Annotated in this window: 28 protein-coding genes; 14 read left to right on the top strand and 14 right to left on the bottom strand. The window is 37.0% G+C overall.

Going from position 1 to position 23239, the window contains the following annotated elements:
• The 3 genes from HMPREF9074_RS06700 to HMPREF9074_RS06690 all read right to left on the bottom strand — a co-directional run bounded on the left by HMPREF9074_RS06700 (position 1) and on the right by HMPREF9074_RS06690 (position 4867).
• Positions 1 to 1350, bottom strand: coding sequence for a hypothetical protein (locus HMPREF9074_RS06700; RefSeq protein WP_009389072.1), 1350 nt, complete (start codon positions 1348 to 1350; stop codon positions 1 to 3).
• A gap of 67 nt (positions 1351 to 1417) precedes the next feature.
• Positions 1418 to 2089, bottom strand: a complete 672-nt coding sequence (locus HMPREF9074_RS06695; RefSeq protein ID WP_009389074.1) for a hypothetical protein — start codon at positions 2087 to 2089, stop codon at positions 1418 to 1420.
• Positions 2090 to 2116: 27 nt separating this feature from the next.
• Positions 2117 to 4867, bottom strand: a complete 2751-nt coding sequence (locus HMPREF9074_RS06690; protein WP_009389076.1) for a TrlF family AAA-like ATPase — start codon at positions 4865 to 4867, stop codon at positions 2117 to 2119.
• A 197-nt stretch (positions 4868 to 5064) separates the two neighbouring features.
• Here HMPREF9074_RS06690 and HMPREF9074_RS06685 point away from each other — a divergent pair, with 197 nt between their 5' ends.
• The 14 genes from HMPREF9074_RS06685 (at position 5065) to HMPREF9074_RS06620 (ending at position 17259) form a co-directional block, all read left to right on the top strand.
• A complete protein-coding gene (locus tag HMPREF9074_RS06685; protein WP_074698907.1) occupies positions 5065 to 5331 on the top strand; it encodes a DUF4134 domain-containing protein in 267 nt (88 codons plus the stop codon).
• A gap of 3 nt (positions 5332 to 5334) precedes the next feature.
• The gene (locus tag HMPREF9074_RS06680; RefSeq protein WP_009389079.1) at positions 5335 to 5685 is read left to right on the top strand and encodes a DUF4133 domain-containing protein; all 351 of its coding nucleotides are present in this window, start codon (positions 5335 to 5337) and stop codon (positions 5683 to 5685) included.
• Positions 5675 to 8164 (top strand): TraG family conjugative transposon ATPase, encoded by a 2490-nt coding sequence (locus tag HMPREF9074_RS06675; RefSeq protein WP_009389081.1) that lies wholly within the window; start codon positions 5675 to 5677, stop codon positions 8162 to 8164. Before HMPREF9074_RS06680 ends, HMPREF9074_RS06675 begins: the two co-directional genes overlap by 11 nt.
• A 40-nt stretch (positions 8165 to 8204) precedes the next feature.
• Positions 8205 to 8834 carry a DUF4141 domain-containing protein gene (locus tag HMPREF9074_RS06670; RefSeq protein WP_009389083.1) on the top strand — a complete coding sequence of 210 codons (630 nt, stop codon included), beginning with the start codon at positions 8205 to 8207 and terminating at the stop codon, positions 8832 to 8834.
• 11 nt (positions 8835 to 8845) lie between these two features.
• Complete coding sequence (gene traJ / locus HMPREF9074_RS06665; protein WP_009389084.1) at positions 8846 to 9832, top strand: conjugative transposon protein TraJ; 987 nt, start codon at positions 8846 to 8848, stop codon at positions 9830 to 9832.
• A gap of 29 nt (positions 9833 to 9861) precedes the next feature.
• A complete protein-coding gene (traK, locus tag HMPREF9074_RS06660) occupies positions 9862 to 10485 on the top strand; it encodes a conjugative transposon protein TraK (protein ID WP_009389087.1) in 624 nt (207 codons plus the stop codon).
• Positions 10482 to 10787 (top strand): hypothetical protein, encoded by a 306-nt coding sequence (locus HMPREF9074_RS06655; RefSeq protein ID WP_009389096.1) that lies wholly within the window; start codon positions 10482 to 10484, stop codon positions 10785 to 10787. Before traK ends, HMPREF9074_RS06655 begins: the two co-directional genes overlap by 4 nt.
• On the top strand, positions 10750 to 12156 hold the full coding sequence (gene traM / locus HMPREF9074_RS06650) for a conjugative transposon protein TraM (protein WP_009389097.1): 1407 nt from the start codon (positions 10750 to 10752) through the stop codon (positions 12154 to 12156). Before HMPREF9074_RS06655 ends, traM begins: the two co-directional genes overlap by 38 nt.
• Before the next feature lie 101 nt (positions 12157 to 12257).
• On the top strand, positions 12258 to 13169 hold the full coding sequence (traN, locus tag HMPREF9074_RS06645; protein WP_084063425.1) for a conjugative transposon protein TraN: 912 nt from the start codon (positions 12258 to 12260) through the stop codon (positions 13167 to 13169).
• Between the two features lie 5 nt (positions 13170 to 13174).
• Positions 13175 to 13744 carry a conjugal transfer protein TraO gene (locus tag HMPREF9074_RS06640; protein WP_231121908.1) on the top strand — a complete coding sequence of 190 codons (570 nt, stop codon included), beginning with the start codon at positions 13175 to 13177 and terminating at the stop codon, positions 13742 to 13744.
• Positions 13745 to 13763: 19 nt separating this feature from the next.
• Positions 13764 to 14195, top strand: coding sequence for a TraQ conjugal transfer family protein (locus HMPREF9074_RS06635; RefSeq protein ID WP_009389100.1), 432 nt, complete (start codon positions 13764 to 13766; stop codon positions 14193 to 14195).
• A 66-nt stretch (positions 14196 to 14261) separates the two neighbouring features.
• A complete protein-coding gene (locus HMPREF9074_RS06630; RefSeq protein ID WP_009389101.1) occupies positions 14262 to 16610 on the top strand; it encodes a hypothetical protein in 2349 nt (782 codons plus the stop codon).
• A gap of 86 nt (positions 16611 to 16696) precedes the next feature.
• Entirely contained in the window at positions 16697 to 16981 is a 285-nt protein-coding gene (locus HMPREF9074_RS06625; protein ID WP_016419923.1) for a helix-turn-helix domain-containing protein, read from the top strand.
• Positions 16978 to 17259, top strand: a complete 282-nt coding sequence (locus tag HMPREF9074_RS06620) for a helix-turn-helix domain-containing protein (RefSeq protein ID WP_009389104.1) — start codon at positions 16978 to 16980, stop codon at positions 17257 to 17259. Before HMPREF9074_RS06625 ends, HMPREF9074_RS06620 begins: the two co-directional genes overlap by 4 nt.
• Positions 17260 to 17483: 224 nt before the next feature.
• On the opposite strand, the gene HMPREF9074_RS06615 is transcribed toward HMPREF9074_RS06620, so the two are convergent.
• The 11 genes from HMPREF9074_RS06615 to HMPREF9074_RS06565 all read right to left on the bottom strand — a co-directional run bounded on the left by HMPREF9074_RS06615 (position 17484) and on the right by HMPREF9074_RS06565 (position 23068).
• Entirely contained in the window at positions 17484 to 18338 is an 855-nt protein-coding gene (locus HMPREF9074_RS06615; protein WP_009389109.1) for a PRTRC system ThiF family protein, read from the bottom strand.
• A 2-nt stretch (positions 18339 to 18340) separates the two neighbouring features.
• The gene (locus tag HMPREF9074_RS06610) at positions 18341 to 19063 is read right to left on the bottom strand and encodes a PRTRC system protein B (protein ID WP_009389110.1); all 723 of its coding nucleotides are present in this window, start codon (positions 19061 to 19063) and stop codon (positions 18341 to 18343) included.
• A 1-nt stretch (position 19064) separates the two neighbouring features.
• Positions 19065 to 20228, bottom strand: a complete 1164-nt coding sequence (locus HMPREF9074_RS06605) for a hypothetical protein (RefSeq protein WP_009389112.1) — start codon at positions 20226 to 20228, stop codon at positions 19065 to 19067.
• A gap of 100 nt (positions 20229 to 20328) precedes the next feature.
• The gene (locus HMPREF9074_RS06600) at positions 20329 to 20547 is read right to left on the bottom strand and encodes a PRTRC system protein C (protein WP_009389114.1); all 219 of its coding nucleotides are present in this window, start codon (positions 20545 to 20547) and stop codon (positions 20329 to 20331) included.
• 26 nt (positions 20548 to 20573) lie between these two features.
• Positions 20574 to 21071, bottom strand: coding sequence for a PRTRC system protein E (locus HMPREF9074_RS06595; protein WP_009389116.1), 498 nt, complete (start codon positions 21069 to 21071; stop codon positions 20574 to 20576).
• A gap of 49 nt (positions 21072 to 21120) precedes the next feature.
• Positions 21121 to 21336: a hypothetical protein gene (locus tag HMPREF9074_RS06590; protein ID WP_009389117.1), complete on the bottom strand. Its 216-nt coding sequence runs from the start codon at positions 21334 to 21336 to the stop codon at positions 21121 to 21123.
• Positions 21337 to 21353: 17 nt separating this feature from the next.
• Positions 21354 to 21587 (bottom strand): hypothetical protein, encoded by a 234-nt coding sequence (locus HMPREF9074_RS06585; protein ID WP_009389118.1) that lies wholly within the window; start codon positions 21585 to 21587, stop codon positions 21354 to 21356.
• 6 nt (positions 21588 to 21593) lie between these two features.
• Entirely contained in the window at positions 21594 to 21800 is a 207-nt protein-coding gene (locus HMPREF9074_RS06580; protein WP_009389119.1) for a hypothetical protein, read from the bottom strand.
• Complete coding sequence (locus tag HMPREF9074_RS06575; RefSeq protein ID WP_009389120.1) at positions 21797 to 22243, bottom strand: hypothetical protein; 447 nt, start codon at positions 22241 to 22243, stop codon at positions 21797 to 21799. Before HMPREF9074_RS06575 ends, HMPREF9074_RS06580 begins: the two co-directional genes overlap by 4 nt.
• 29 nt (positions 22244 to 22272) lie before the next feature.
• Positions 22273 to 22707 carry a single-stranded DNA-binding protein gene (locus HMPREF9074_RS06570; RefSeq protein ID WP_009389121.1) on the bottom strand — a complete coding sequence of 145 codons (435 nt, stop codon included), beginning with the start codon at positions 22705 to 22707 and terminating at the stop codon, positions 22273 to 22275.
• Between the two features lie 25 nt (positions 22708 to 22732).
• The gene (locus HMPREF9074_RS06565) at positions 22733 to 23068 is read right to left on the bottom strand and encodes a hypothetical protein (protein WP_009389122.1); all 336 of its coding nucleotides are present in this window, start codon (positions 23066 to 23068) and stop codon (positions 22733 to 22735) included.
• Between the last annotated feature and the right edge of the window lie 171 nt (positions 23069 to 23239).

Here is a 23239-nt window from a genome sequence, read left to right as displayed (position 1 = left end):
TTAGTTTATTTCTATTGTATTCTCGTAATCCAACCTTAGTTTCACTGAAATAATCGTGCCAGGAAAATAGTTTTCTTGATATTTAACATATTTTTCATCTGGAATATCTTCAATATTTTCTGAATGATTAAAAGTCATCATTTTAAAAATTGTATTATTCCTTTTTTGTTTTGTGATTTGATACTTCCCATCAAAAATAATTTGAGTATGTCCTGTAGTTATAACCATTTTAGATATATCATCATTAGAGCAATTCCCTTTCAAATCAAAGAAACTTTCAATGAAACGTATTGCTCCATTTCCTCTTTTCCAGTCTTTTGTGCTAGTTACCCCATCTTGAAGGGCATATAAAGTCCATAGGGTTTCTTCTTCAAATTTTTTCTTTTTGAATAAGCCCTTTGTAGTATATCTTCGACTTATTGATTTCATTTGCTTTGTAACTTCTTCATTATCACTTTCTTTAAAAGTTTCGTAAAAAGTCTTCCCAAAATTAAGAATAGATAAATTTAAAATGCCATAATTCTCCTCATCAGAAGTTTCTATTTTTTCAAAATATCCTATAATGTATCTTTTTGTTTTATCAGAATGTTCTTCTGCATTTATTACAATTTCTCCTACAGCTTTATAAAGATTTGATTCAGCTTTATTAGTAAGAGTTCTTTTTAATTCTCCTAAACATTCTATTATATAATCTATTGTTTTTGTTATATCTACTTCTCTTTTTTCTAGCAATTTAGGATTGTTTTTATCTCCAATAATTATAGGAAATGGTTTTAAATTTGGAAAATCAATTTTTAATCCTTTCAAATTCTTGTAAGTTCCAACTGAAAACAATACCTTTTGAATATTATATGAATTGACATTTATTGGTTTGATAGAATGTATTCTCATTCTGTGCCCATCTTTTCTACATTGATTATGATATTTTATAAAATCAGCTAAAATGATATCCATACACATAGAAGCGCAAATATCCATTTGAATGCAATCTTTAAAATCAATTTTAATTTCCTCTGAAGGATTTTGATATAAGGAGCCTAATATTCTTTTAAAAAATAGAGTCGTTTCATTATAATTATCTATTATTGAAAATATTTTTGGAACCAAAAGTATATCATTTTCTGTAATAGTCTTATTTTCTTTTCCAAAAAAGGACTTGTTTTTAAGAAAATACTTTGTTGTATCTGAATACTCAGGTTTTTGTTTGAGTTTGCTTCTTTGTATATATTGATATAAAGGATAATCGGAGAAACTCGCTTTTGGATTTTTCCTTTTCACGTCTCTCTTATATTTATCAAATCCTAATTTTAACCTATGAAGTTTATTTTTTCTTCTTATACTTTTAGACATTAAATAAATGGATGTTTTTTCACTGATAAAAAAAAGTTACTTTAGCAACTTGAATTTAATATAGTCTTCAAATTCTTTCAAAAACCTCTTTTATATAATCAAAACCTTGATGTAAATACTTTGTTGGTATTTTATATTGTGAATAACGGGACTTTTGAAATTTCTCTTTCAATCTCTTCATTTCGTTTATCGAAATAAAATGTATTGTATCTTCTTTTATTTGATTTTTATTCTCTTGACTTCTTTCATAAATAGCGATTAGAATAGGTGTTTTTGTAAAAGATTGCATATTTAAGTGTTTAGTCAAATCATCACACTCAAAATAAAAGAAAATTTCTTCTGGAGTCTTTTCAAATTTATAAAAAGTTTTGCATTTTACATCAATTTCTATGTTTCCAAAATTTCTAACTAAATAATCTCCTCTTTTTATAGATTTATCAACATTGTTAGTATATATTTTAAAACTTTCTTGATTTTGATTTAAATCCTCAAGTATAAAACCTTCTTTATCAGCTTGTTTTTTGAAAAGATGTTGGGCTCTTATACCTATTCTAAAATCTTCATTTGCAAGACCTTTATATATCTCATTTTCAGAAACTTTAAAAGGTTTCCACTTCTCTTCTCCTTGATAAATAATAGTATCTCCTGTTATAGCATCCTCATAAACTAATTCTTCATAGTTTTCTATGAAGCAATGCTCTAATTTTCCGTCTATTATATTTATAAGATGATATCCCATATTATTTTAAAAGGTAAAACAAAAAAATTAATTAAAACCATATTTTTTCTCTCTATTTTTAAAGGCTTCTTTACCTCCTTCTACAATATCTGCAATATGTTCTTTAATACCCATACTTTTTAATAAATCCTTTTCGGCTTCAATTTTAGCAAATGTATTTTCTATAGCACCATTGATATAATCAAATTTATAAATACTCGAAGTTTCTTTGTCATTTTGTCCTTTTTGATTTGCAACAATAACATTTTCTGCATCGGCATTTACAACAATATTTGCATTATGTGTAACCAATATAATTTGTCTTTCAATCTTCTTATTCCTTAGATAAGAGATAATATTTTCACTCACAGAACGATTGTCTAAGTTATCTTCTGGTTGGTCAATCAGAATTGGTGATTTTGATTTACTCAAGCCTATTATTAACATTAGTATTACAAAACTTGCTTTCCCTGTGGACATTTCGCCAAGTTTATCATTTTTGTAAGTGATTTCCCAATAGTCATAAAAATAGTCATTAAGTAATTTTTTAACTGCCTCTTTCTTACTAATAGTTTTTATTCTATACTCACTAGTCATAATTTCATTAAACATCTTACTGATATTTGAAATTAATTCGTCATAATTAGTTTCAAAAATACGACTTCTATTTTCGTCTAAAATACAATATTTATCGTTATCATTATATGTTCCGTGAGTAAAACTAATTATTTCTCTTCTAAATTTTGGAAAATTAAATTGTGTAACTCCTCTTATCTGTAATCCATCTTTTTCGAGCTCTATAGTTCTATTTTTTAATTGTTCTACAATATCTATATATTCATTATACGAGTTTTTATACAAATCAAACAATTTTGTTTTAATCTCTTCAATGGATTGTCTTTTTTCCTCTATTTTTTTATTGAGACTATCTATCTCTGATAATAACTTCCCATCATTCTCAATAAATTCTTCCAGAGTTCTTATTTGCTTTTTAATGTCTTCATTCTGTTGATATGGTTTTAGTTCTTCTTCAATATTAGACTTTTCATAATTAATTTGTTTTAGTTCTTCTTTAAAAATATTATCAGTATTGAAAATTCTCTTCCCCTCGGAATTTATAATTGTTCCTATTTCTGAAATTAAACCTTGAAGTTGAACAATTGAGTCATCTATGAACTTTAATTTATCTTGATAATAACCTCTAAATTCATTTTTATGAATGCTTTGTAAAAAAGTATTTTTTCGTTCCTGTAAGTTAGATAATTCTTTATTCAACTCTTGAAGGAAAGCATTCGTTTGAGAAAAATCGCTATTCAGTAAATCTCTTCTTTTTTGATTTTCTTGTTGTTGTTCTTGAATACTTTTGTATTGTTGAATCTGTTCATCGGACAATCCAGCTTTTTTGTTCAACTCTTCAACTTTTTCAGAATTGGTTTTAATATTCGTTTGTAAAACTTCCTTATTTGATTTTGTTTTTAATTCAGCTTCTAATTTTTGTATATTATCAAGAGTTTCAAAATAGCTATTTATCAACTCTTCCCTTTCTTTATCATATTGTTTAACATTTTTGATAAAATCATCATACTTTTGTTTTGAATCAGTATCCTCACAAATAAGATTTCTAACTAATTTATTTAGAGATTCTCCTTTTCCACTTAACTCAGGTTCAGCAAGTTTTACCAATTCATTTTGTGGAATATACTTTATATTTGGAATTAGAGAATTATGCCCGTCTTCTCTATCAGATATTTTTTGAGAAATACCAGCTTTCGTTGTAATTTCAAAATCAAAGCCATAATCAATAGATTTTAGACTATATCTTTCTTCCCCATTATTTTTAAAAAGCAATTTGTCTTTTGTATCTGCTAATAAGGTTTTTGCAATAGAATATAACAATATAGATTTTCCTGACGATTTTCCACCGATAATAACATTAAGGTTAGGATTCAAATATATCTCTTCATTACTAAATTTATTATTAAGAGAGATAAATTTCACTTTGTCAATGATTTCTTTATCTTCTTTGAAGTCGGGTTCTTCTTCTTGTATTCTTACTCTTTCTTCAGGCTCATAAATAATTTGCTTCAATCCTTCAAAAGTAGGATCAGCCTTTATCCAACAGTTTTCTTTTAAGGAATAATTCTTTATATCATGATTATCAGAGGCAATAATCATAGGGATATACTTTCCTATATTAGGAAAAACATTTTTTATATATCCTTCCTTATCAGTTACTTTCCCAAGTTCATAAATATCAACTAAATCAACTATATCTTCTTTTTGTGCTATGGCATGAGGTAAGGAATTTGTAATGTTTTCAATGTTATTAGTTTTACTTCCTGCATGTATGGTTGTTATTCCTCCTAATTCTTTTATTAATTTCATGGTGTCTATTAAATCACAATATACTTCATTGTGTTTTTTATTAGAACCTTCTATCTGTTTTATATTTGTAGTGTTTTTTAGCTGCCCCCATATATAAGAAATATTAGAAGTGTCTGAAAAAATACCTATGAAATGTATTGGATCTTTACCTCTTGCATCAGCTAAAAATTCTATTCCAGGTAAGACAGTTATTCCTTTATCTTTACCAAGTAGTTGCAATTCTTGGATTCTGGCTATATCCATTGTATGGTGGTCTGTTATTGCAACAACAGATATTTTATTTTCAGCTAATATATCTATAATTTTTTGGTTAGTTACACTTTTATCTTTATAATCATATGATGAAGGAGTATGAAAGTGTAAATCCCATTTTCTCCACTCAGAACCTCTATTTATTGTTTTATTTGTAGTCATTGATTATCTTGTTTTTTATTCACGTTGCAAAGCTACAAAAAAAAACTTAAACAACAAGCCATCCCCCGCCATTTTCTGCCACCTGCTACCTCACTTGCCCTCTGCTCTTTATCTTCCCTTACTTTTGCACCAAATTTTAAAATAACAGATTATCAATGAAGCGAAAATCAATTCTAAAACGGCTCCTTCTGCTGACGATGATAGGAGTTACACAATTTTCCATTGCTCAGGGCAATGGTGTAGGAGGTATCAATGAAGCTACCCGTATGGTTACCTCGTATTTTGACCCTGCTACTAAGCTCATCTATGCCATAGGGGCTGTGGTGGGACTCATCGGTGGGGTGAAGGTATATAACAAGTTTAGTAGCGGCGACCCCGATACCAGCAAAACGGCTGCCAGTTGGTTTGGGGCTTGTATCTTCCTAATTGTAGCGGCTACTATCTTGCGTTCGTTCTTCTTATAGATTATGGAGACAAAAAACAGCTATTCTATCAACAAAGGCATCGGCAGAAGTGTAGAGTTCAAAGGACTCAAAGCGCAGTACCTCTTCATCTTTGCAGGGGGACTGCTCTCGGTGCTTATCTTGGTGATGATCCTCTACACGGTAGGAATCAATTCTTTTGTATGCTTGGGGGTAGGCGTTAGTATGGTCAGCCTTGTGGTTTGGCAGACTTTTTCACTAAACCAAAAATACGGTGAACACGGCCTGATGAAACAAGCAGCTCGCAAACGCCACCCCAAATACCTACGCCACCAAAGATCGCCACGCCAATTTATTCGTTACCCTAAACCTAAAACAACCCTCAATGAGAAATAGTTCTAAAATCAACACCTTAGAGAGTAAGTTTCCTATTCTTGCCATAGAACAAGACTGTTTGCTCACCAAAGAAGCCGACATCAGCGTCGGCTTCGAGGTGCAGCTCCCAGAGCTCTTTACCATTTCGGGTGAGGACTATGAGATACTCCACTCACTTTGGCATAAGGCTATCAAAGTATTGCCACAGTATACCGTTATCCACAAACAGGACTGGTTTATCAAGGAACAATACGAACCTGAACTACAAGGTGAGAACCTGAGTTTTCTCTCTCATTCGTACGAAAAGCATTTTAACGAACGTCCGTTCTTAAATCACAGATGCTATCTATTTATCACCCAAACCACTAAAAATCGAATGAGAGCCCAAAGCAACTTTTCCTCCCTTTGCAAAGGAAACTTCTTGCCTAAGGAGCTCACCAACCGAGAACACGCCACCCAATTTTTGGAAGCGGTAGCACAGTTAGAGCGTATTTTAAACGACTCTAACTTGATAAAGCTCCGTCAGCTCAAAACAGAGGACTATATAGGCACTCCCCACAAAAAGGGACTCTTTGAGCAGTATCTCAGCCTTTCCACCGATGAGAAAGAGAGCCTGCAAGATATATGTCTCTCCGCCGAGCAAATGCGCATTGGTAACCAAAGACTCTGTGTGCATACCTTATCAGATACAGAAGACTTGCCTTCTAAGGTACAAGCCGATAGCCGTTACGAGCGACTCTCTACCGATAAGAGCGATTGCCGTTTATCCTTTGCAGCTCCTGTGGGCTTGCTACTGAGTTGTAACCATATTTACAACCAATATCTGTTCTTGGACAATTCCGATGAAAATCTCAGACAGTTTGAGAAATCAGCACGCAATATGCACTCGCTTTCAAGATACAGCCGTAGCAACCAAATCAATAAAGAGTGGATAGAGCAATACCTCAATGAGGCACACTCTTATGGACTTTCCTCTATCAGAGCGCACTTTAATGTGATGGCTTGGTCGGACAACCCACAAGAGCTTAGGAGCATTAAAAACGATGTGGGTAGCGCTTTAGCGTCAATGGAGTGCAAGCCTCGCCATAACACCATTGATACGGCAACTCTCTATTGGGCAGGTATAGCTGGCAATGCAGCCGACTTCCCCAGTGAAGAGACTTTCTACACGTTTATAGAACCTGCCTTGTGCTTTTTCACTCAGGAGACCAACTATCAAAGTTCTTCCAGTCCTTTTGGCATTAAGATGGCCGACAGGCTCACAGGCAAGCCTATCCATTTGGATATCTCTGATGAGCCTATGAAAAAAGGGATTATCACCAACCGTAATAAGTTCGTCTTAGGACCTTCGGGGAGTGGCAAATCCTTCTTCACGAACCACTTAGTAAGGCAATATTACGAACAAGGAACACATATCGTTTTAGTAGATACAGGGAACTCTTACCAAGGAGTTTGTGAGCTTATTCACCATAAGACTAAAGGAAAGGATGGGATTTACTTTACTTATACCGAGGACAATCCCATTGCCTTTAACCCTTTCTACACCGATGATGGGGTGTTTGACATTGAAAAGCGAGAGAGTATCAAAACACTGATACTCACCCTTTGGAAGCGAGACAATGAACCTCCTACACGTGCGGAAGAGGTAGCCCTTTCCAATGCAGTGAACCTTTACCTACAATTGGTAAAAGACAATCCCTCGCACACGCCCTCTTTCAATGGCTTTTATGAGTATATCAAGAATGACTACCGAGCTATATTACAAGAGAAGCAGGTAAGAGAAAAGGACTTTGACTTGGCTAACTTCCTCAATGTGTTAGAGCCTTATTACAAAGGAGGTGAATACGACTATCTGCTCAATTCTGACAAGGAGTTAGACCTGCTCTCCAAACGCTTTATTGTCTTTGAAATTGATGCGATTAAAGACCACCCCATACTCTTTCCTGTGGTTACGATCATCATTATGGAGGTGTTTATCAACAAGATGAGACGCCTGAAGGGTATTCGCAAGATGATTCTCATCGAAGAAGCGTGGAAAGCGATTGCCAAAGAAGGAATGGCGGAGTACATCAAGTACCTATTCAAAACCGTGCGTAAGTTCTTTGGAGAGGCAGTGATTGTAACCCAAGAGGTAGATGATATTATCCATTCACCTATCGTGAAGGAATCTATCATCAACAACTCCGATTGCAAGATATTGCTCGACCAGCGTAAGTATATGAACAAGTTCGATGCTATCCAAGCGATGTTAGGACTTACCGAGAAAGAGAAGTCGCAAATCCTATCCATCAATCTCTCCAACGACTCTCGTCGCAAATACAAAGAAGTGTGGATAGGCTTAGGAGGCACACACTCTGCGGTGTACGCCACAGAGGTAAGTCGAGAAGAATACTTTGCCTACACCACTGAAGAGAGCGAAAAACACCAAGTGATGGAACTCTCCGAGAAGTTAGACGGCAATTTGGAAAAAGCCATCGTACAAATGGCTAATGGACTGTAATAAACTAATAATCATACGTAAATCATAATAATTAAAGTCAATGAAGAAAATGTTATTAACGGGGCTTTTTGCTATAGCTATGCTGGCAAGCCCCAAACTAAGCGCACAATGGGTAGTAACTGACCCGACTAATTTTGCCCAGAGCATTATCAACACTACTCAGCAGATAGTGCAAACCTCCTCGACGGCTAAGAATATGCTCAACAACTTCCGAGAGGTGGAAAAGCTCTATAACCAAGGCAAGGAGTATTACGATGCTCTGAAAAAGGTAAATAACTTGGTAAAAGATGCCCGCAAAGTACAAGAAACGGTGCTACTGGTGGGCGACATTTCCAAGATGTATGTAACCAACTTCAAGAAGATGAGCCAAGACCCTAACTTCTCCTCTCAAGAGTTGTCTGCTATTGCCAATGGCTACTCCAAGCTCTTGGGGGAAAGTTCTAAGCTGCTCAAAGACCTGCAACAAATCGTCAATAGCTCCTCACTCTCTATGAACGACAAAGAGCGTATGGACATTATCGACAAGGTGCATAAGGAGGTGAAAGAGTACTATAATTTAGTACGCTACTACACCCAGAAAAACATCTCGGTAAGCTACCTACGTGCTAAGAAGCAAAACGATGCGCAAAAGGTACTCTCACTCTATGGAACAGAACTCAAATACTGGTAAAAAACTGATAAATGGAAAATCTACACCAAATACTTCGTACTTTATACGATGAGATGATGCCCCTAACAGCTCAGATGTCTGCCATAGCCAAAGGCTTGGCAGGCTTAGGGGCACTGTTCTATGTGGCAATGCGTATATGGCAAGCTTTAGCCCGTGCCGAACCTGTGGATGTGTATCCCTTGCTCCGTCCCTTTGCCATAGGGCTGTGTGTGATATTTTTCCCTACTCTGGTGTTAGGAACAATGAATACAGTGTTAAGCCCTGTGGTAACAGGTACCCACAGTATCTTAGAAGGACAAACACTCGATTTACACAAACTACAAGAGCAAAAAGACCGATTAGAGCGAGAGGCACAGCTGCGCAACCCCGAAACTGCCTATCTCGTCTCAGATGAAGAGTTTGACAAAAAGATTGATGAATTAGGTTGGATGCCCGAAGATATGGCTGTAATGGCAGGAATGTACATAGAAAGAGGGATGTATGACCTCAAGCAAAGTATCCGATCGTGGTTTCGTGAGCTACTCGAAATGCTCTTTCAAGCAGCCGCTTTAGTGATTGACACCATACGCACTTTCTTTCTTGTGGTGATGTCTATTTTAGGACCTATAGCCTTTGCCATTTCGGTATGGGATGGATTTCAATCTACCTTACTACAATGGGTTACCCGTTATGTAAGTGTCTATCTATGGCTTCCTGTATCCGATTTGTTTAGTGCTATTTTAGCACGTATCCAATCCCTTATCTTACAACGAGACATCGAACAACTCTCCGACCCAAGTTTCATTCCTGATACTACCAACACAGCCTACATTATCTTTATGGTCATTGGTATCATAGGCTATTTTACCATTCCTACTGTAGCAGGTTGGATTATACAAGCAGGAGGTATGGGTAATTATGGTAGAAATGTAAACCAAGCTACCTCCAATGCAGGTAATATAGCAGGTGCAGGAGCTGGCTCTCTTTCAGGTAATATTACAGGTAGGTTAATGAAGTAAAAAACAAGTCTAATTGAATACTAAAATTAATGGAATTTAAAATCTTTAGAAACATCGAAAACGGATTCAAACAAATCCGTATGTATGCCATAGCCTTTGCTGTGCTCTGCTCAGGTGTGAGTATCTTCGCTGTAGGCTATGCCTATTACTTTGCCGAGAAACAGCGCGAGAAAATCTATGTGTTAGACAATGGTAAATCACTAATGTTGGCACTCTCTCAAGATGAGAAAATCAATCGCCCTGTCGAAGCTAAAGAACACGTGCGCAGGTTTCACGAACTCTTCTTCAACTTAGCCCCCGATAAGAAAGCAATTGAAGACAATACCAAACGTGCCTTCTTTATGGCTGATAAATCTGCCTTTAACTACTATAAAGATTTGGCTGAAAAAGGCTATTACAACCGCATCATCTCTGGCAATATCCTCCAACGGGTAGTCATCGATAGCGTGCGCTGTAACTTTAATAGCTATCCTTATCAGGTAGAAACCTTTGCCAAGCAGTTCATCACCCGTGCTAGCAACATCACCGAAAGGAGTCTTATTACCTCCTGCAGGTTGATTAACTCCGTGCGTTCTGATAACAACCCTCAAGGATTTATCATCGAACAGTTCAATGTAATAGAAAACAAAGACCTTAGAACCGTAGAGAGATGATCGCCAAAATCCAAAGAGAGATACATTCTCTAAAAAAGCAAACCCAAAGCTATTGTCAGGGGCTTTCACCCTCACAAAGAAAACGCTTGGTACTCTTAGCCTTTGCTGTCTACTCGCTACTTACTCTTTTTATACTATGGCACGCTTACCAAGAGTACCACCAAGGCGAAGCCCCTGCCATACAGCATATTGACAACAAGGCTATTGTACCTACAGAGGGAAATACCCCAAAAAAGGATTCGTTAATTTTTAAACAACTTAATAATGGAAAAGAACACACCCCTTCCAGAGCAAAACGGTAATACCCCTGCCTCAGATAAGGCTAACGCTCCTTCTTCTACACCGAGTTTCTTAGTCAGTGAAGAAGAGGAAAAAGCCCTCCAAGAGCGCAATGAGGAAAAAGCCCTTGCTAAAAAACAACAACTCAAGAAAATTGTCATCTATGCCCTAATGGGGATAATCTTCCTCGCTTGTATGTATCTACTCTTTGGTGGCGGAAGTGAGCAAGAGCAAACACAAGTAGGTATCAATGAGGCAATACCACAAGCTACCGAAACCCTCTTGCCTTCTGATAAGGAAAAAGCCTACGAAGAAGCCCTCTTAGAAGAAAAAGAAGCTGATAAAAAAGCCTCTCTCAATGCGCTGTCTGATTATTGGCAGGAAGACGAAGGTGAGGAATATCCCGAAGCTATCGAGGAGGAAGAAGAACCCACTCCGCGTTATCGCAAGGCTACCCCTAATGCCTTTGAGCGTTCTGCTCAGTCTTATCGCGATATTCACCAGACTTTAGGCAGTTTCTACCAAGACAATAGTGCTTACGAGGAGCAACAAAGACTCAAAGAAGAGATAGCCTCACTCAAGTCTCAACTCTCCAACAAGCAAGATCCTACCTCTGTAGATGCCCAAATGGCATTGATGGAAAAGTCTTATGAAATGGCTTCAAGATATTTGCCTAAAGGACAACAAAACCCTTCAATGATAGGGGGCGCAGGCTCACAAGAGGGCGAGGGGAACAATAGTAGCGAAGCTGACAATGCAGAACAGAGTAAAAACATCGCTCCTGTCTATACCCCAGAGGAAAAGGTCGTCAGTCGTTTGCCCCGCAAGCAGTCCGAGAAGGAGGCTCTGCAAGAATGGGTAAAGGAGCAACAGACCACTTTTTTCAATGGCGAGAGCTTTAAGCCACAAGGTAGTATCCTAAAGAATAGCATTCGCGCTTGTACACATATCGAGCAGCTATTAGGAGAAAACTCAAGGGTGCAGCTAAGACTCTTAGAACCTATACGAGTAGCAGGCATACTTATTCCCAAAGGAGAGCTGCTTACAGCCTCTGCTAAAGTGAGTGGTGATAGATTGTTACTCACCGTAAAATCCTTAGAATACAAGGGCAAAGTGATTCCTGTCTCTATAGCTGCCTACGATATCGATGGGCAACAAGGGTTATACCTGCCCGCTTCTTCCGATGCCAATGCCTTTAGAGAAATAGCAGCAGGAATGAGCAAAAGTTCAGGGAGTAGCTTTACCTTTAGCTCTTCCGCCAAAGACCAAATTGTTTCTGAGCTGAGCAAAGGGGTCGTGCAAGGAGGTACGTCCTATCTTTCTAAAAAGATTGCACAGCCTTCCATAAGGGTTAAAGCAGGTTATCAGCTCCTACTCATCTCTAAGAAATAGCCTTTCAGACAAACTCATAAACACACAACAAAGCACAAAGCACAAAACAACACAATTATTTATTTTTCAACCTATTAAACACACTTAATATCATTTTATTTATGCGTAAATTACACTTATTTTTATCGGTAACAATGCTTACTGTTACCGTGCAAGCCCAAAATGAGGCAAAGGAAAACACAACTCTCAGTACTGAGAAAAAGGAACTTTTAGCACAATCAGGAAAGGTAGTGCCTTATCCTTTGCAGGTGGCTTATGATCAAACAACCCATCTTATCTTTCCTGCTTCTATCCGCTATGTGGATTTGGGAAGCGAAAACTTAGTAGCCGACAAGGTGAAAGATGCCGAGAATGTACTAAGGGTAAAGGCAGCTAAAACAGACTTTACCGATAGCACCAACCTATCGGTCATCACTCAAGACGGAGGCTTTTATAGCTTTGAGGTGAGTTATCACACCACGCCACAACCTCTTACCATTGATTTTGGCAGAGGAATGCCCCAAGGCAACAATGTGAAATCGGATATTCTCTTCTCTGATACAGGCTGGGAATCACCTGCGGTGGCACAGATTATTATGTCGTCTATCTACCATCAGAAGAAGAATTATATCAAGCATATAGGTTCGGAGAATGCAGGTATACAGTGGCTACTAAAAGGCATCTATGTACACAATAGCAAACTCTATGTAGATGTGCAATTGTCCAATCGTTCTAACCTGCCTTTTGAAGTAGATTTTATCACTTTTAAAATCATTGATAAGAAGACCACCAAAAAGAGCATTGTACAAGAAGTGCCCATTGAGCCCTTGCGCGTATACCAACCTATATCCCTACTAAAGGCTCATAAAGAAGCTCGCTCGGTGTATATGTTAGACCAACTCACCCTCTCTGATGACAAGGTTTTGCGGGTAGAAATCTTTGAAAAGAACGGCTCTCGTTACCAATCGTTCCTTATCACCAACGAGGAGATTATAGCCGCTCGCCCTATTGAACAGTTTAACCTTAAATTCTAATGCCAATGTTAAGAATTATCACTTGTATTTGTCTGTGCTTTTTAGGAGGCTTCATTGCCCAGGCACAGCGATTGTTACCCAAGCAAAAAGGTATCTCGCTCTCTTGGGTTGCACCTGCAGAGGCTTTTACTTCCTCTTTTTCTGATGATTTTGGGGTGCAGTTGGGCTATAGTATCAATGCTAAAAGGGGTAACTACAAGCATTTTGCTCTTGAATATCAAAGGCGATTGTACCCTTACAAGAGTCTGAATATACCCGTTGAGAGGTATATAGGTGCAGGAGGCTATAGCTTTGCCTTAGTCAGTGACAGCAGTAAAACGGTGGCTTTGAACTTGGGAGCAGAAGCTCTTTTGGGCTATGAGGTAGTCAATCATAGCAAAAGCCTCCTTCCTGATGGAGCTTTGATAAAGAATGAAAACCATTTTCTCTATGGCGCACAAATTGGCTTGCAGATAGAGACTTACCTAAGTGATCATTTTTTAGTACTTTGCTCTGGCAAGGTAGCGGCTTTGTGGGGAAGTTCCTTTGAGCTACTGCGCCCCTGTGCTACTGTAGGACTGCGTTATATGTTTTAACCTTTAAAAAGACAATACGATGAAGAAAATAAATCAGAAAATTGTAATAGGACTCATTGCAATGCTATGTGTGACCCTATTCACCTCTTGTAAAAAAGAGTTAGACGTACAACAAAACTTTCCTTTTGAGGTAAAGGTATTGCCTGTGCCTAAAAACATAGGTAAAACCGATACCGTAGAAATACGTTGTGAGTTGCGTTCTCCTTACCAGTACGATGAGAACCGCTATTTTATTCGTTACTTTCAGTATGAGGGAAAAGGTAGTTTGCGTACCACCTCACAAGGAGAAGTCTTACTTGTTAATGATATCTATCCTCTTACCTCCAAAGGAGCGTTTAGGCTTTACTACACTTCAGCCTCAGAAGCTAACCAGTCTTTCTCCGTTTGGATAAGTGACTCCTTCGGCAATGAACAAAAACTGGATTTTGAGTTTAATGTGAAGAAAGAATAAAAAGAAAAATCCCGTTAATTCGGGATTTTTTTTGTAGCTTTGCAGTCTTAAATAAAACAAAATAAGATGCAACCCTCAGTAAATAACATTGTAGAAATTTGTGTTCCTTTAATAATCATATTGTTAGGAACAGCATATCCTATAATTCTAAACAACATATCTAATATAGGAGAAAAGTATCATTCAAAATACATTATAGCTTTATTTAAACAAGAGAGATTTTTTAATCAAAATTCTTTTCAATGGATATTGTACCTTTCTTTATTTCTTCTATTCTTTCTTATATTTAAATTTGAACCTTTATTTGGTTGGGATAATTGGTTTATTAATAATTCTGCAAACATATTAGTTTCTTTAGTAACTGCTTTATTACTATTTATCTTTTTCAAATGGATAAAAAAGATTTCTATATATAATAGCAATATAGATAGCTTACTTGATTATATCATTAAAAGATATGAAAATTCCAACGGAAAAACTAAAGAATATACTTTTATGTCTATTAATGATATAGCTATATATGCTGTTAATACAAAAGACATTGATTTGCAAACGAAATTATTAGATTTCTATTTTAACTATGTTATCAAGTATAGAAAGGAATATAACAATACTGATAAAGAATTAAACTATGAGATATTGACTAAAAGTAAAATATTAAATTTTTATGGATTGATTAAAAGTAAAATATTAAATTTTTATTCTAAGCATAGAGAGAAATATAACAATACAGATAAAGAATTAAACTATGATAAAGAGTTTTATGGATTGATTAGTCGTATAATTGATGAGTGTGTCGAAAATAATTATAAGGACTTACCTCTTAGGTATAGTGCTATTAACGGGGGATTATTAATTCCTAATGATTTTCAAAATATCAAAATATCAGAAGATACTTATAATAGTCTATGGTATAATGTGATATTAATGAGAAATAAAAGCGATTTCATAAGTAAGTTTTGGGCACATTCTAATCAATATTTTTGGATGGAGCTAAAAGAAATTGTCTTGAATTTTGACAAGTCTAACAAAAAAGAATTTAAAGAAAGAGAACAAGAACGTAAAAGATTCTTAGAATTTCATTATGCAGTAGGAGGTTTATTGCTCTATTCTAAGAATTATGAGGCTTTAAAATATATATTTTCTTATTCTCAACAATCTCCTCCTGATTATAAGCTTTTACCCTATAAAATGAGAGATATATTTGATTGGATAGAATTTTTTAGGAATGAAAACAAACAAATCCCCAAATTCTTTATAGGTAATGATAGATATCAATTTCCAAATTTGGATAGTGCAGGGACAAATAGACAAGTTGTTTTTTGGATTTGTAGTTATTTATGTGTATTGTTTATTAGGCAATATAAATTACTAAAAACTCTATACTATTCTAATACTACAAATCAACCATATTTAAATGATTTACCTTTAATGGAATTGTATAATTGGAAAGAATCAATTACTTATTTTAAGTTCTGTTTGAATAAGGTTTTAGAAGATAAAGAAGCCTTAGAACAACTTGAGTTGTGGAATACTTACGAATTAAAATATTCTGAAATAGATAAATTTATAATTGAACTTGAACAATCTATTGACGAACATATATCAGATAGAAAGGAAAGAGCCGAATTATCTCAAAAGAAAATAGAACAATTTTATGCATCATCTAAAGAAATCTTAGGGAATTGTTTGGAAGAGTATCTCCCAATTAATAATCCAGAAGATTTTGATACTGATTTTAAGGTTACTTTCTCAGGAGAAAGTGTATTATTTAATAAATCTTGTTTTGTTGATGATGATATTCCTTGTATGAATTATGATAGTAATTTAGCTAATATTATTTCAAGGTATTCAATTAAAAAATATATTCCCAATAGTTTCTTAGGAGCAGAGACTAAAAGTTATTTGTTAAACAACAATAATTTATTGGAGGGAATAGGTAGAATTATTAATGATAAAGAAGAAGATATTGTAATAATAATATTTAATGCTGGATATGATACTTCCCAAAAATTAAACAATAGTCAGTATAAAGAAAAAGTGATTCCTTTACCTGCAACAGACCTTAGAAACACTATTTTCATTTTAGAAAAATCTAATTTACCTAATATAGAAATAGCAGATATTTCTAAAGAAGTTAAGCAAGAACCACAAATAAAAAAGATTAGTGACGAATGGAATATATATGGTACAGTAATAGATATCAATCTTCCAGAAAATGAAGCTATAAAAGAAAAATGGATTGATGATATAAACTATTATCAGAAAGAAAATGAATTACAAATCCTATTGGGATTACTTTTTCTGGGGCATATAAAATTTAAATTGGATAGAAAAATTATTCAAATAAATATTAATAATGAATTTGAAGAATTAGGAACTGAAAATAAATTATCTGATTTAGAACCTTTGTAAAAGCCAAAATCCTCCTTTCTCTTCCAAAACAAGCCTACTTCTAAAAGTGGGCTTGTTTTGTTTTACCTTTGCGCAAAATAATGCAAATGGAAGTAGTAGTTATAGAAAAATCTGTTTTTGAACAGATACAGAAAGACGTACAGCAACTCAACAATTCTCTGCAAGTGGTAATGGATACTTACAAAGGTATTTGGCAAAAAGAAAAGTGGTTGGACTCTCAGGAGGTTTGTTTGCTTTTAGGCATTAGCAAGCGTGCTCTGCAGTATTATAAAGACCAAAAACTCTTGCCTTTCTCGTGCATCCACCGCAAGAACTATTTTAAGCGTAGTGATGTAGAACAGCTTTTAACCTCTAACCTTCAAACCCGATGAACTTGCTCACAGAAACACACCAGGAACTAGGCTCTTACCTTAGTCAGCTTGAGAACCTAAAAGAACAAATGGACTTTATCCTTAAAAACTTCCGACCTGTATTTGAGGGCGAGATATTCTTATCAGGAAAAGAAGTCTGTGAGCTGCTGCATATCACCAAAAGAACCCTACAGCAATACCGTGATGATGGACTATTCCCTTATATCCAAATTGGTGGTAAAATTCTCTTTAAACAAAGTGATATTCTAAAGATTTTGGAGGCTAACTATAAGAAATAGCTCCTCTTTTTATCTTTAATGGCTTTCTTATAAGGCTTCTCTTTATCCTAAACTAACAAAAAATCTATCTGTAAGGTCTTTCTTTTGCTTCTTTTCTTTCTCAAAGAAAAGAAGGCTGGTAGCACCAGCAGGCAGTTTAAGCCACGACAGGCAGTCAGTAACACAGATAAGCAATCATAAAAAACACCTCTTAGAAATACTCTAAGAGGTGTTTTTATTAAGGATTAAACCAATAAGGGTTGTGTACGAAAGTCTTTGAGGTTGAGGAAAAAACCTCTGTAAGGAGTGAGTCCTTCTCTGAACAAGTTCCAAAGTAGGGTGCTTCCCATTTGTGAAAGGGTGGCGTTGATGAACAAATCTTGCTTGGTTAAGGCTTCGGCAAGGGAGCAACTTGGGGTATTGTCATTCTGCTCGGCTTGCGTTAATAGTTCTCCAAAGGCTTGTGTAATAGTAGGCAGGGTGTCTATAGGGATAAAGGTATCACTATGAGGTTGCTCAATGGCTTGTAAAGTACCTAAAATCACTTGCCCTGAATGGGTGCTGTTGCCAAAATCTAACCAATACTTAGGGTTGTTGTGGTAGTGATGGGCTCGTTCTAAATGGGTGAGCACCTCTCCAATGTCAAAGCGTGCCTTTGCACTATCTACACACGAAAGGTAAATGCTTCCTCTCATTGTTTCTTCATCAGAGAGAAAGGTCTCAGTGCTGAATAGCTGTGTTTGCGCTCTCCAATCTATACCAAAAAAGCGATTGATACGGCTTATTAGAGCAGTGGATTTGTACATTCCTAACTCACAAGCTGAAAAGAGTTGTCTGCCGAGATTGGCAGGACTTACAAGGTCGTTATCCCAAAGGGTTACCGATAACCCTACGTGTCCTAAAGCAACCAAAGCGTGGTTGATACGTGCTAAAGCAGTGGCTACTTGCGAGCCTGTGCCTCCTGCTCCTATCAGATGTACTTTAATAGGATTGGTAGCATTGAGTAAAGCTGTATCAGTAAAATGTACCCGCTCTTTGTGTGCTTGGACTGAGGTGATGAAAGGGTTGAGGGTGTTTGAGGTGTTTAGGGTTTGTTTCATTGTTATAGAATTTGTTGTAAGGTGAGGTGATTGGGATTGAGCAGTTCGCAAGGAAAAGACTTATTACTTTGAGTGAGTTCTTGCCAAAGGGTTATTAAGGGTATTTTGGTTATAGGGTATGAGCCTAATTGATGAGAAAAATAGCTGTTGAAAAAATAATCTTCCCATTGGGTGATAAAGTCTTCTAAGCAAGAGGCTTTACGCTCATTTACCTGCACTGACCCCATACACACATTACCATTTTCATAAACGTTGAAAAAAGGCGCATAGCACAGAGATGTATTAAGGTGTGGCTTTTGGTTTTTGGCTAAGGCATATATCCAAAGGCTCTTGGGGGTAGCTTTCCACAATAGAGGAGGTAGACTTACTTCTTTGTTTTCTATAGCAAGGGAGGAAGCAAAAAACAACTGCTTTTTTTGTGCTTTAGAGTACCAAACAGCCTGCCCCTCGCCTTTATGGGATAGATGGAGCACCCTGCGGGGGATAATACCTTTAGGGATTAGAAAGGCTTGTACTTGCTCTTTTTGGCAGGTGAGCGTTTTGGCAAGTGCTTGCGCTTGGTCGAGGGTAAGCGGTTGTGCGCTTGTAGGGTTACCATTGCTATCAAGGTGTAAGTACTCTACATAACTCTGTGGGTTGTAGCGGTTACTATCTTCGTAAAAAACAAGTGCTGATGTAGGGCGATATACTTCCCCTACTTCTGGGGTGAGGTCTGTGTATTTCATTTTAAATGCGGTTTAAAAGGGTTATAAGTTTGGTTAAGAGAGGAAAGAAACGCTGTTCAAAATCAAAGTTAGCAAGGGGTGTTGTGCTGTTGAAATGTTTGTAAATGGTAGGGAGTTCTATCTCACTACATTGGGAGTATTCTCCATTGAGCCAATCTAAAAGATAGGTATGGAATAGGTCGCTTTGGTCTTCATAGACAAAAGATAGGTATTTCTCTACCTCAAAAAGTTCCTCTTCACCTTGCTCATAGTCCTCTGCTATGTGCAAATGGGTATAGATAGAGTGGTTAGGAAAATCCTGCCACAAGGTATAAAAGGCTTGTGAGAGGGCAAGGCATTCGGCTTCTAAATCATTCTTAGGAATAAAGCGGTCTATACGCCTTTGAAAAAAGTCTAAATGGCAAGGGTTGCGTATCTTTTTGGAAAGAATAGTACCTATTTGTTGTGCCTGCTTTAAAAGGTGCAGGAGGTGGTCTCTTTCTGCTATTTCTTCATAGTCTTGGCTAATACAATCTTGCAACATTTCATAGGCATAAGCCACAAAACAATCTTCTTGTACATAGTTTGCTATAAAAGCACGTTGGTTTAGGTAGGCATATACCGATAAAAATAGTTCATAAAGTGGTTTGTTTTTATGTACTTTCAGAAGTCTATAAAGCGGTTGCAGAGGGACAAAAAACACTTCGTTGGGCAAATAAAAACGTTCTTCGCAAGAGAAAAAAGCATCGCTATTGGGGGCTTTCAATACTTTTAGTTCACAGAAAGTACCTTTGGTATCTCTCTTTTTGATTTGCTCTTGGCTGTAAGAAAGGGCTAAGGCAATCCCGCAAGAAAGGTCGTACTGCTCTATGGGAAAGGGAGTAAAGCCGTAATGGTCTGCCATTTGAGCGAGGGAACACTTGAGAGTGGTTTTTAGCTGTGCTTGCTCCTCTCCACTAAAAATGATGTGCTTGCTTGAGTGATACACTTTAGGAGGAAAGGTCGTCTTTAAAAAACCATTGGCAAAAGAGTTTTCGGGGCTACTTGTTGCTGTTCTTGACGTATCTGTGAGCGGTCTTTGGAGCGTTGGACTGCTTTGGAAAACTCTCTTAACCTGCGGTAGAGTTCTCTCTGTGCTTCGCTTTGTATAGGTGCGAGGTTTTGTTGGGGTTGCTGTTGCATACATTTTTAGCTTGTTTTTAGTTTTTGATAACGTTTTTAATTTTAGCTATAAGCCTTGTTTTAAGCTGTTTTACAAGGCTCATAGCTTTAGAATTAGTAGAGATTTAGCCTTTCGTACCCATTGTGATTTGTAGGGGATAGACAATGCTGTCTCCCTCTACGTAAGGTGTGCCTGCTTTGGCATTGGTGAGCAGGGGGTAATGGGTGCTGTAAAAATTCTTGACTTGCTCTACTGACCACGATGGATTAGGGTCAGCAAGGTGAATAGTTTGTCGGTTTTCTTCAAAGACAAACATTCTTTTCAGTTGGGTAGCTATGAGCATAACAATACTTTTTTAGGGGTTAATACTTATTCTTCAAACAAGGTAGGGGCAAAGTGTGTGGATAGTTCTGACCTTTTTTTGCGGATTTTATCGGCATAGTTAGGGAACTCATCGGGAGGAGGTAGTTTTGACCACGCTTCTCGGTACTTGCCCTGTGCTTCTAAATCAGCTACTTTTTTCATAGCCTCTTCGTATTTCTTTTGTTGTTTCTCGGCTTTTTCTTTCTCCATAGCTGATTGCCTTTGGGCTTGCTTTTGCGCCTCGATGTACTGCTCCATATTTACAAGCAGAGAGGAGGTTTCTTCTAAGGGTTGGGTGATGCTTTGAAAAAAGCCTGCATCTAATTCTTCGGCTGTACCTCTAAGTACTAAGGGAGGCAAAAGGTGCTTGGCAGGGTCTGAACATTGTTCATTCTCAAGCAATACCGATACAACAAGCTGGCTATTTGCTTCTTGAGTTATGACTAAGTGCAGTTTGCCTTGTATGGCTAACTGAGCAATTTGATTGAAAAAATGGGTTTCCATTGGATACTTCGTTTTTAAATTGATACTTCTGTTTTTATATTCTTATCTTTTAAGGGGCTTTTTTAATAGTGTTTTCAGTGCGATAACTCACTGTGTAGCCGTTTGCCTTTACGATAGCTTCTAAGGCTTGTCGGGCTTTGAGGGTTGCCTCTCGGTCTTGGTCACTAAGGTTCATAAAGTGCAGTGGCTCAAAAGTTCGGATGATTATCCCTATATAGGACAGGGCTTGGGTGTCGGTTGTTAGGGGTTGTTTGAGTGTGTTCATTAGGATACTCTTTTAGGTTAAACTACTTCTTGGGGTTCTATCTCAAACTCAATGCTTCTTTTGCTACATTGGGTTTGGTCGTACCATTGCAAGTTGGTTAGGTCGTCTTGGGTAAAGGGTAGCTTGTACCGCTTGCAATAGGCTTTTATCACTTCGATTGCTTTGTATTTGCTTGTGCATACTTGCATAAGGACACGGCTACTCATATAGTGCCAGCTATCGGTTTTATAGACTAAGTAAACGCTTTCCATAGGCTGTTAGGTTTTATTAAGGGTTGAGTTCTGGGCTTCTTTGAGTTGCTTTAGTTTAATATATAAGTCCTGCCAATAGGCTTTTAGCTTCTTATCTAACGCTTTGTGGGTATTGTCAGTATGCTTATAGCCTCTAAAGCTATCGGCTTGCGCTAAGGCTTTATCAAGGTCGGTTACCTCTATAGGTGCGCCATTGAGGTCTGTTATTATCATTTTTCAAAGTTTTTAAAAAGTTCATCAAAACGAATGTCGTCCGTCCAATACTCATCGGAGGAGTATTTTCCATAGGCTTTTATATAGAAATCATCGTATCGGGTAAATACGCTTCGGTAGATTTCTAAACGACTTTCAGGCGTATTGAAAGAGGCTAATTCCTCCTCAGTGAGTTCCACAAAAGCCCAAGTACGTTCTTCCAAAAAGGATAAATCGGGCTGTTCCTCATCGCTGAGGGTATAAAAGTCGGTTCTTGCCTCATAGAAACTAAGGTTTACAAAATCGGGGTCGCTCTTTAGGGTAGATACTTGTTGGGCTACATTTTTCACTTTCTCAAGCCATTGCTTGGTAAGGCTGATAAGGGCAAAGTCGCAACTATCCCATTCGCTATTGGTATAGGCACGCACCAAAAGGTGTGTTGTAGGTGTTTTGCTGATATTCATTTTTCGTTCAATTTTAAAGGGTTATACATTTAGAAAGGCAAATCGTCCTCGTCTTCCTCTGCTACTTGCTCTGCTGTGACTTGGGGCTTTGGCAAAGGTGTTATGGCATTTGCGTTATTTGTCTCACTTGCAGAGGTATTAGGTGTTACTTCTGCTTTCTTGCTAAAGTGGAATTTGATTTTGGAGGTGTGAAAGTTCAAGCCTGCTTGAGGTTCTCCCTCACGATTGAGCCACGCTCTTGCCGATACTCGTCCTTCCAATTCAACCAATGTGCCTTTGGTAAGGTACGGAGCAACCCCCGTACTGAGCCAATAAGCACAGTCAAAAAAGGAGGTTTGTTGTACGTTTTCACCTGCTTTGTTTCGGTAATTGTCGTTCACTGCTACAGAGAAATTAACGACTTGTTTGCCATTTGATAGGGTTTGCACTTGTGCATTTTCGGTAAGTCTTCCTACGATATTCATAAGCGTTCTGTTTGTTATTAGGTTACTAAATTTCTACTATTTGGTCTATGCGCCCATAAAGATAGGCACGGAGGCTGGTGCGGTCGATAGCATAGTATTCATACCAAGTATTATACTGCTTTACGATGAACTTTTTCAGCACATCGGAAAAATCAAATCGGTAGCCCAATAAGGGGATAGCATTTCTAAAAAAGCAGTTACTATTGACCGCTTGAGTAATCCAATTTTTCTCTGTTCGGGTGAGTTTCTCACCACTATTGAGTTTTACACGGAGCTGATAGACTTGGCAGTCTTTCAGATGTTCTAAGGGGCTTATTTCGTGAGACACAAATTTGGTTGCAATACAGGGTTCTTTTTTCATCTTGTTGCATTTTAGGAGTTTTATACTGCTTTACGGCTTGTTTGGACACGATACGCACGATTTTCGGCTTTTAGGTTGTCTTTTTGAAATTTTTTATTCGACAATGGGAGGAAAAGCGGTATTCGTTTTAAAAAACAATCTGTAAGAAGCGGCATTTTTCTCATATTTGAC

The organism is Capnocytophaga sp. oral taxon 329 str. F0087, assembly GCF_000213295.2.
Lineage (GTDB): Bacteria > Bacteroidota > Bacteroidia > Flavobacteriales > Flavobacteriaceae > Capnocytophaga > Capnocytophaga leadbetteri_A.
The sequence above is the reverse complement of the archived record's forward strand: the minus strand, read 5'-3'. Positions and strand labels throughout refer to the sequence as shown.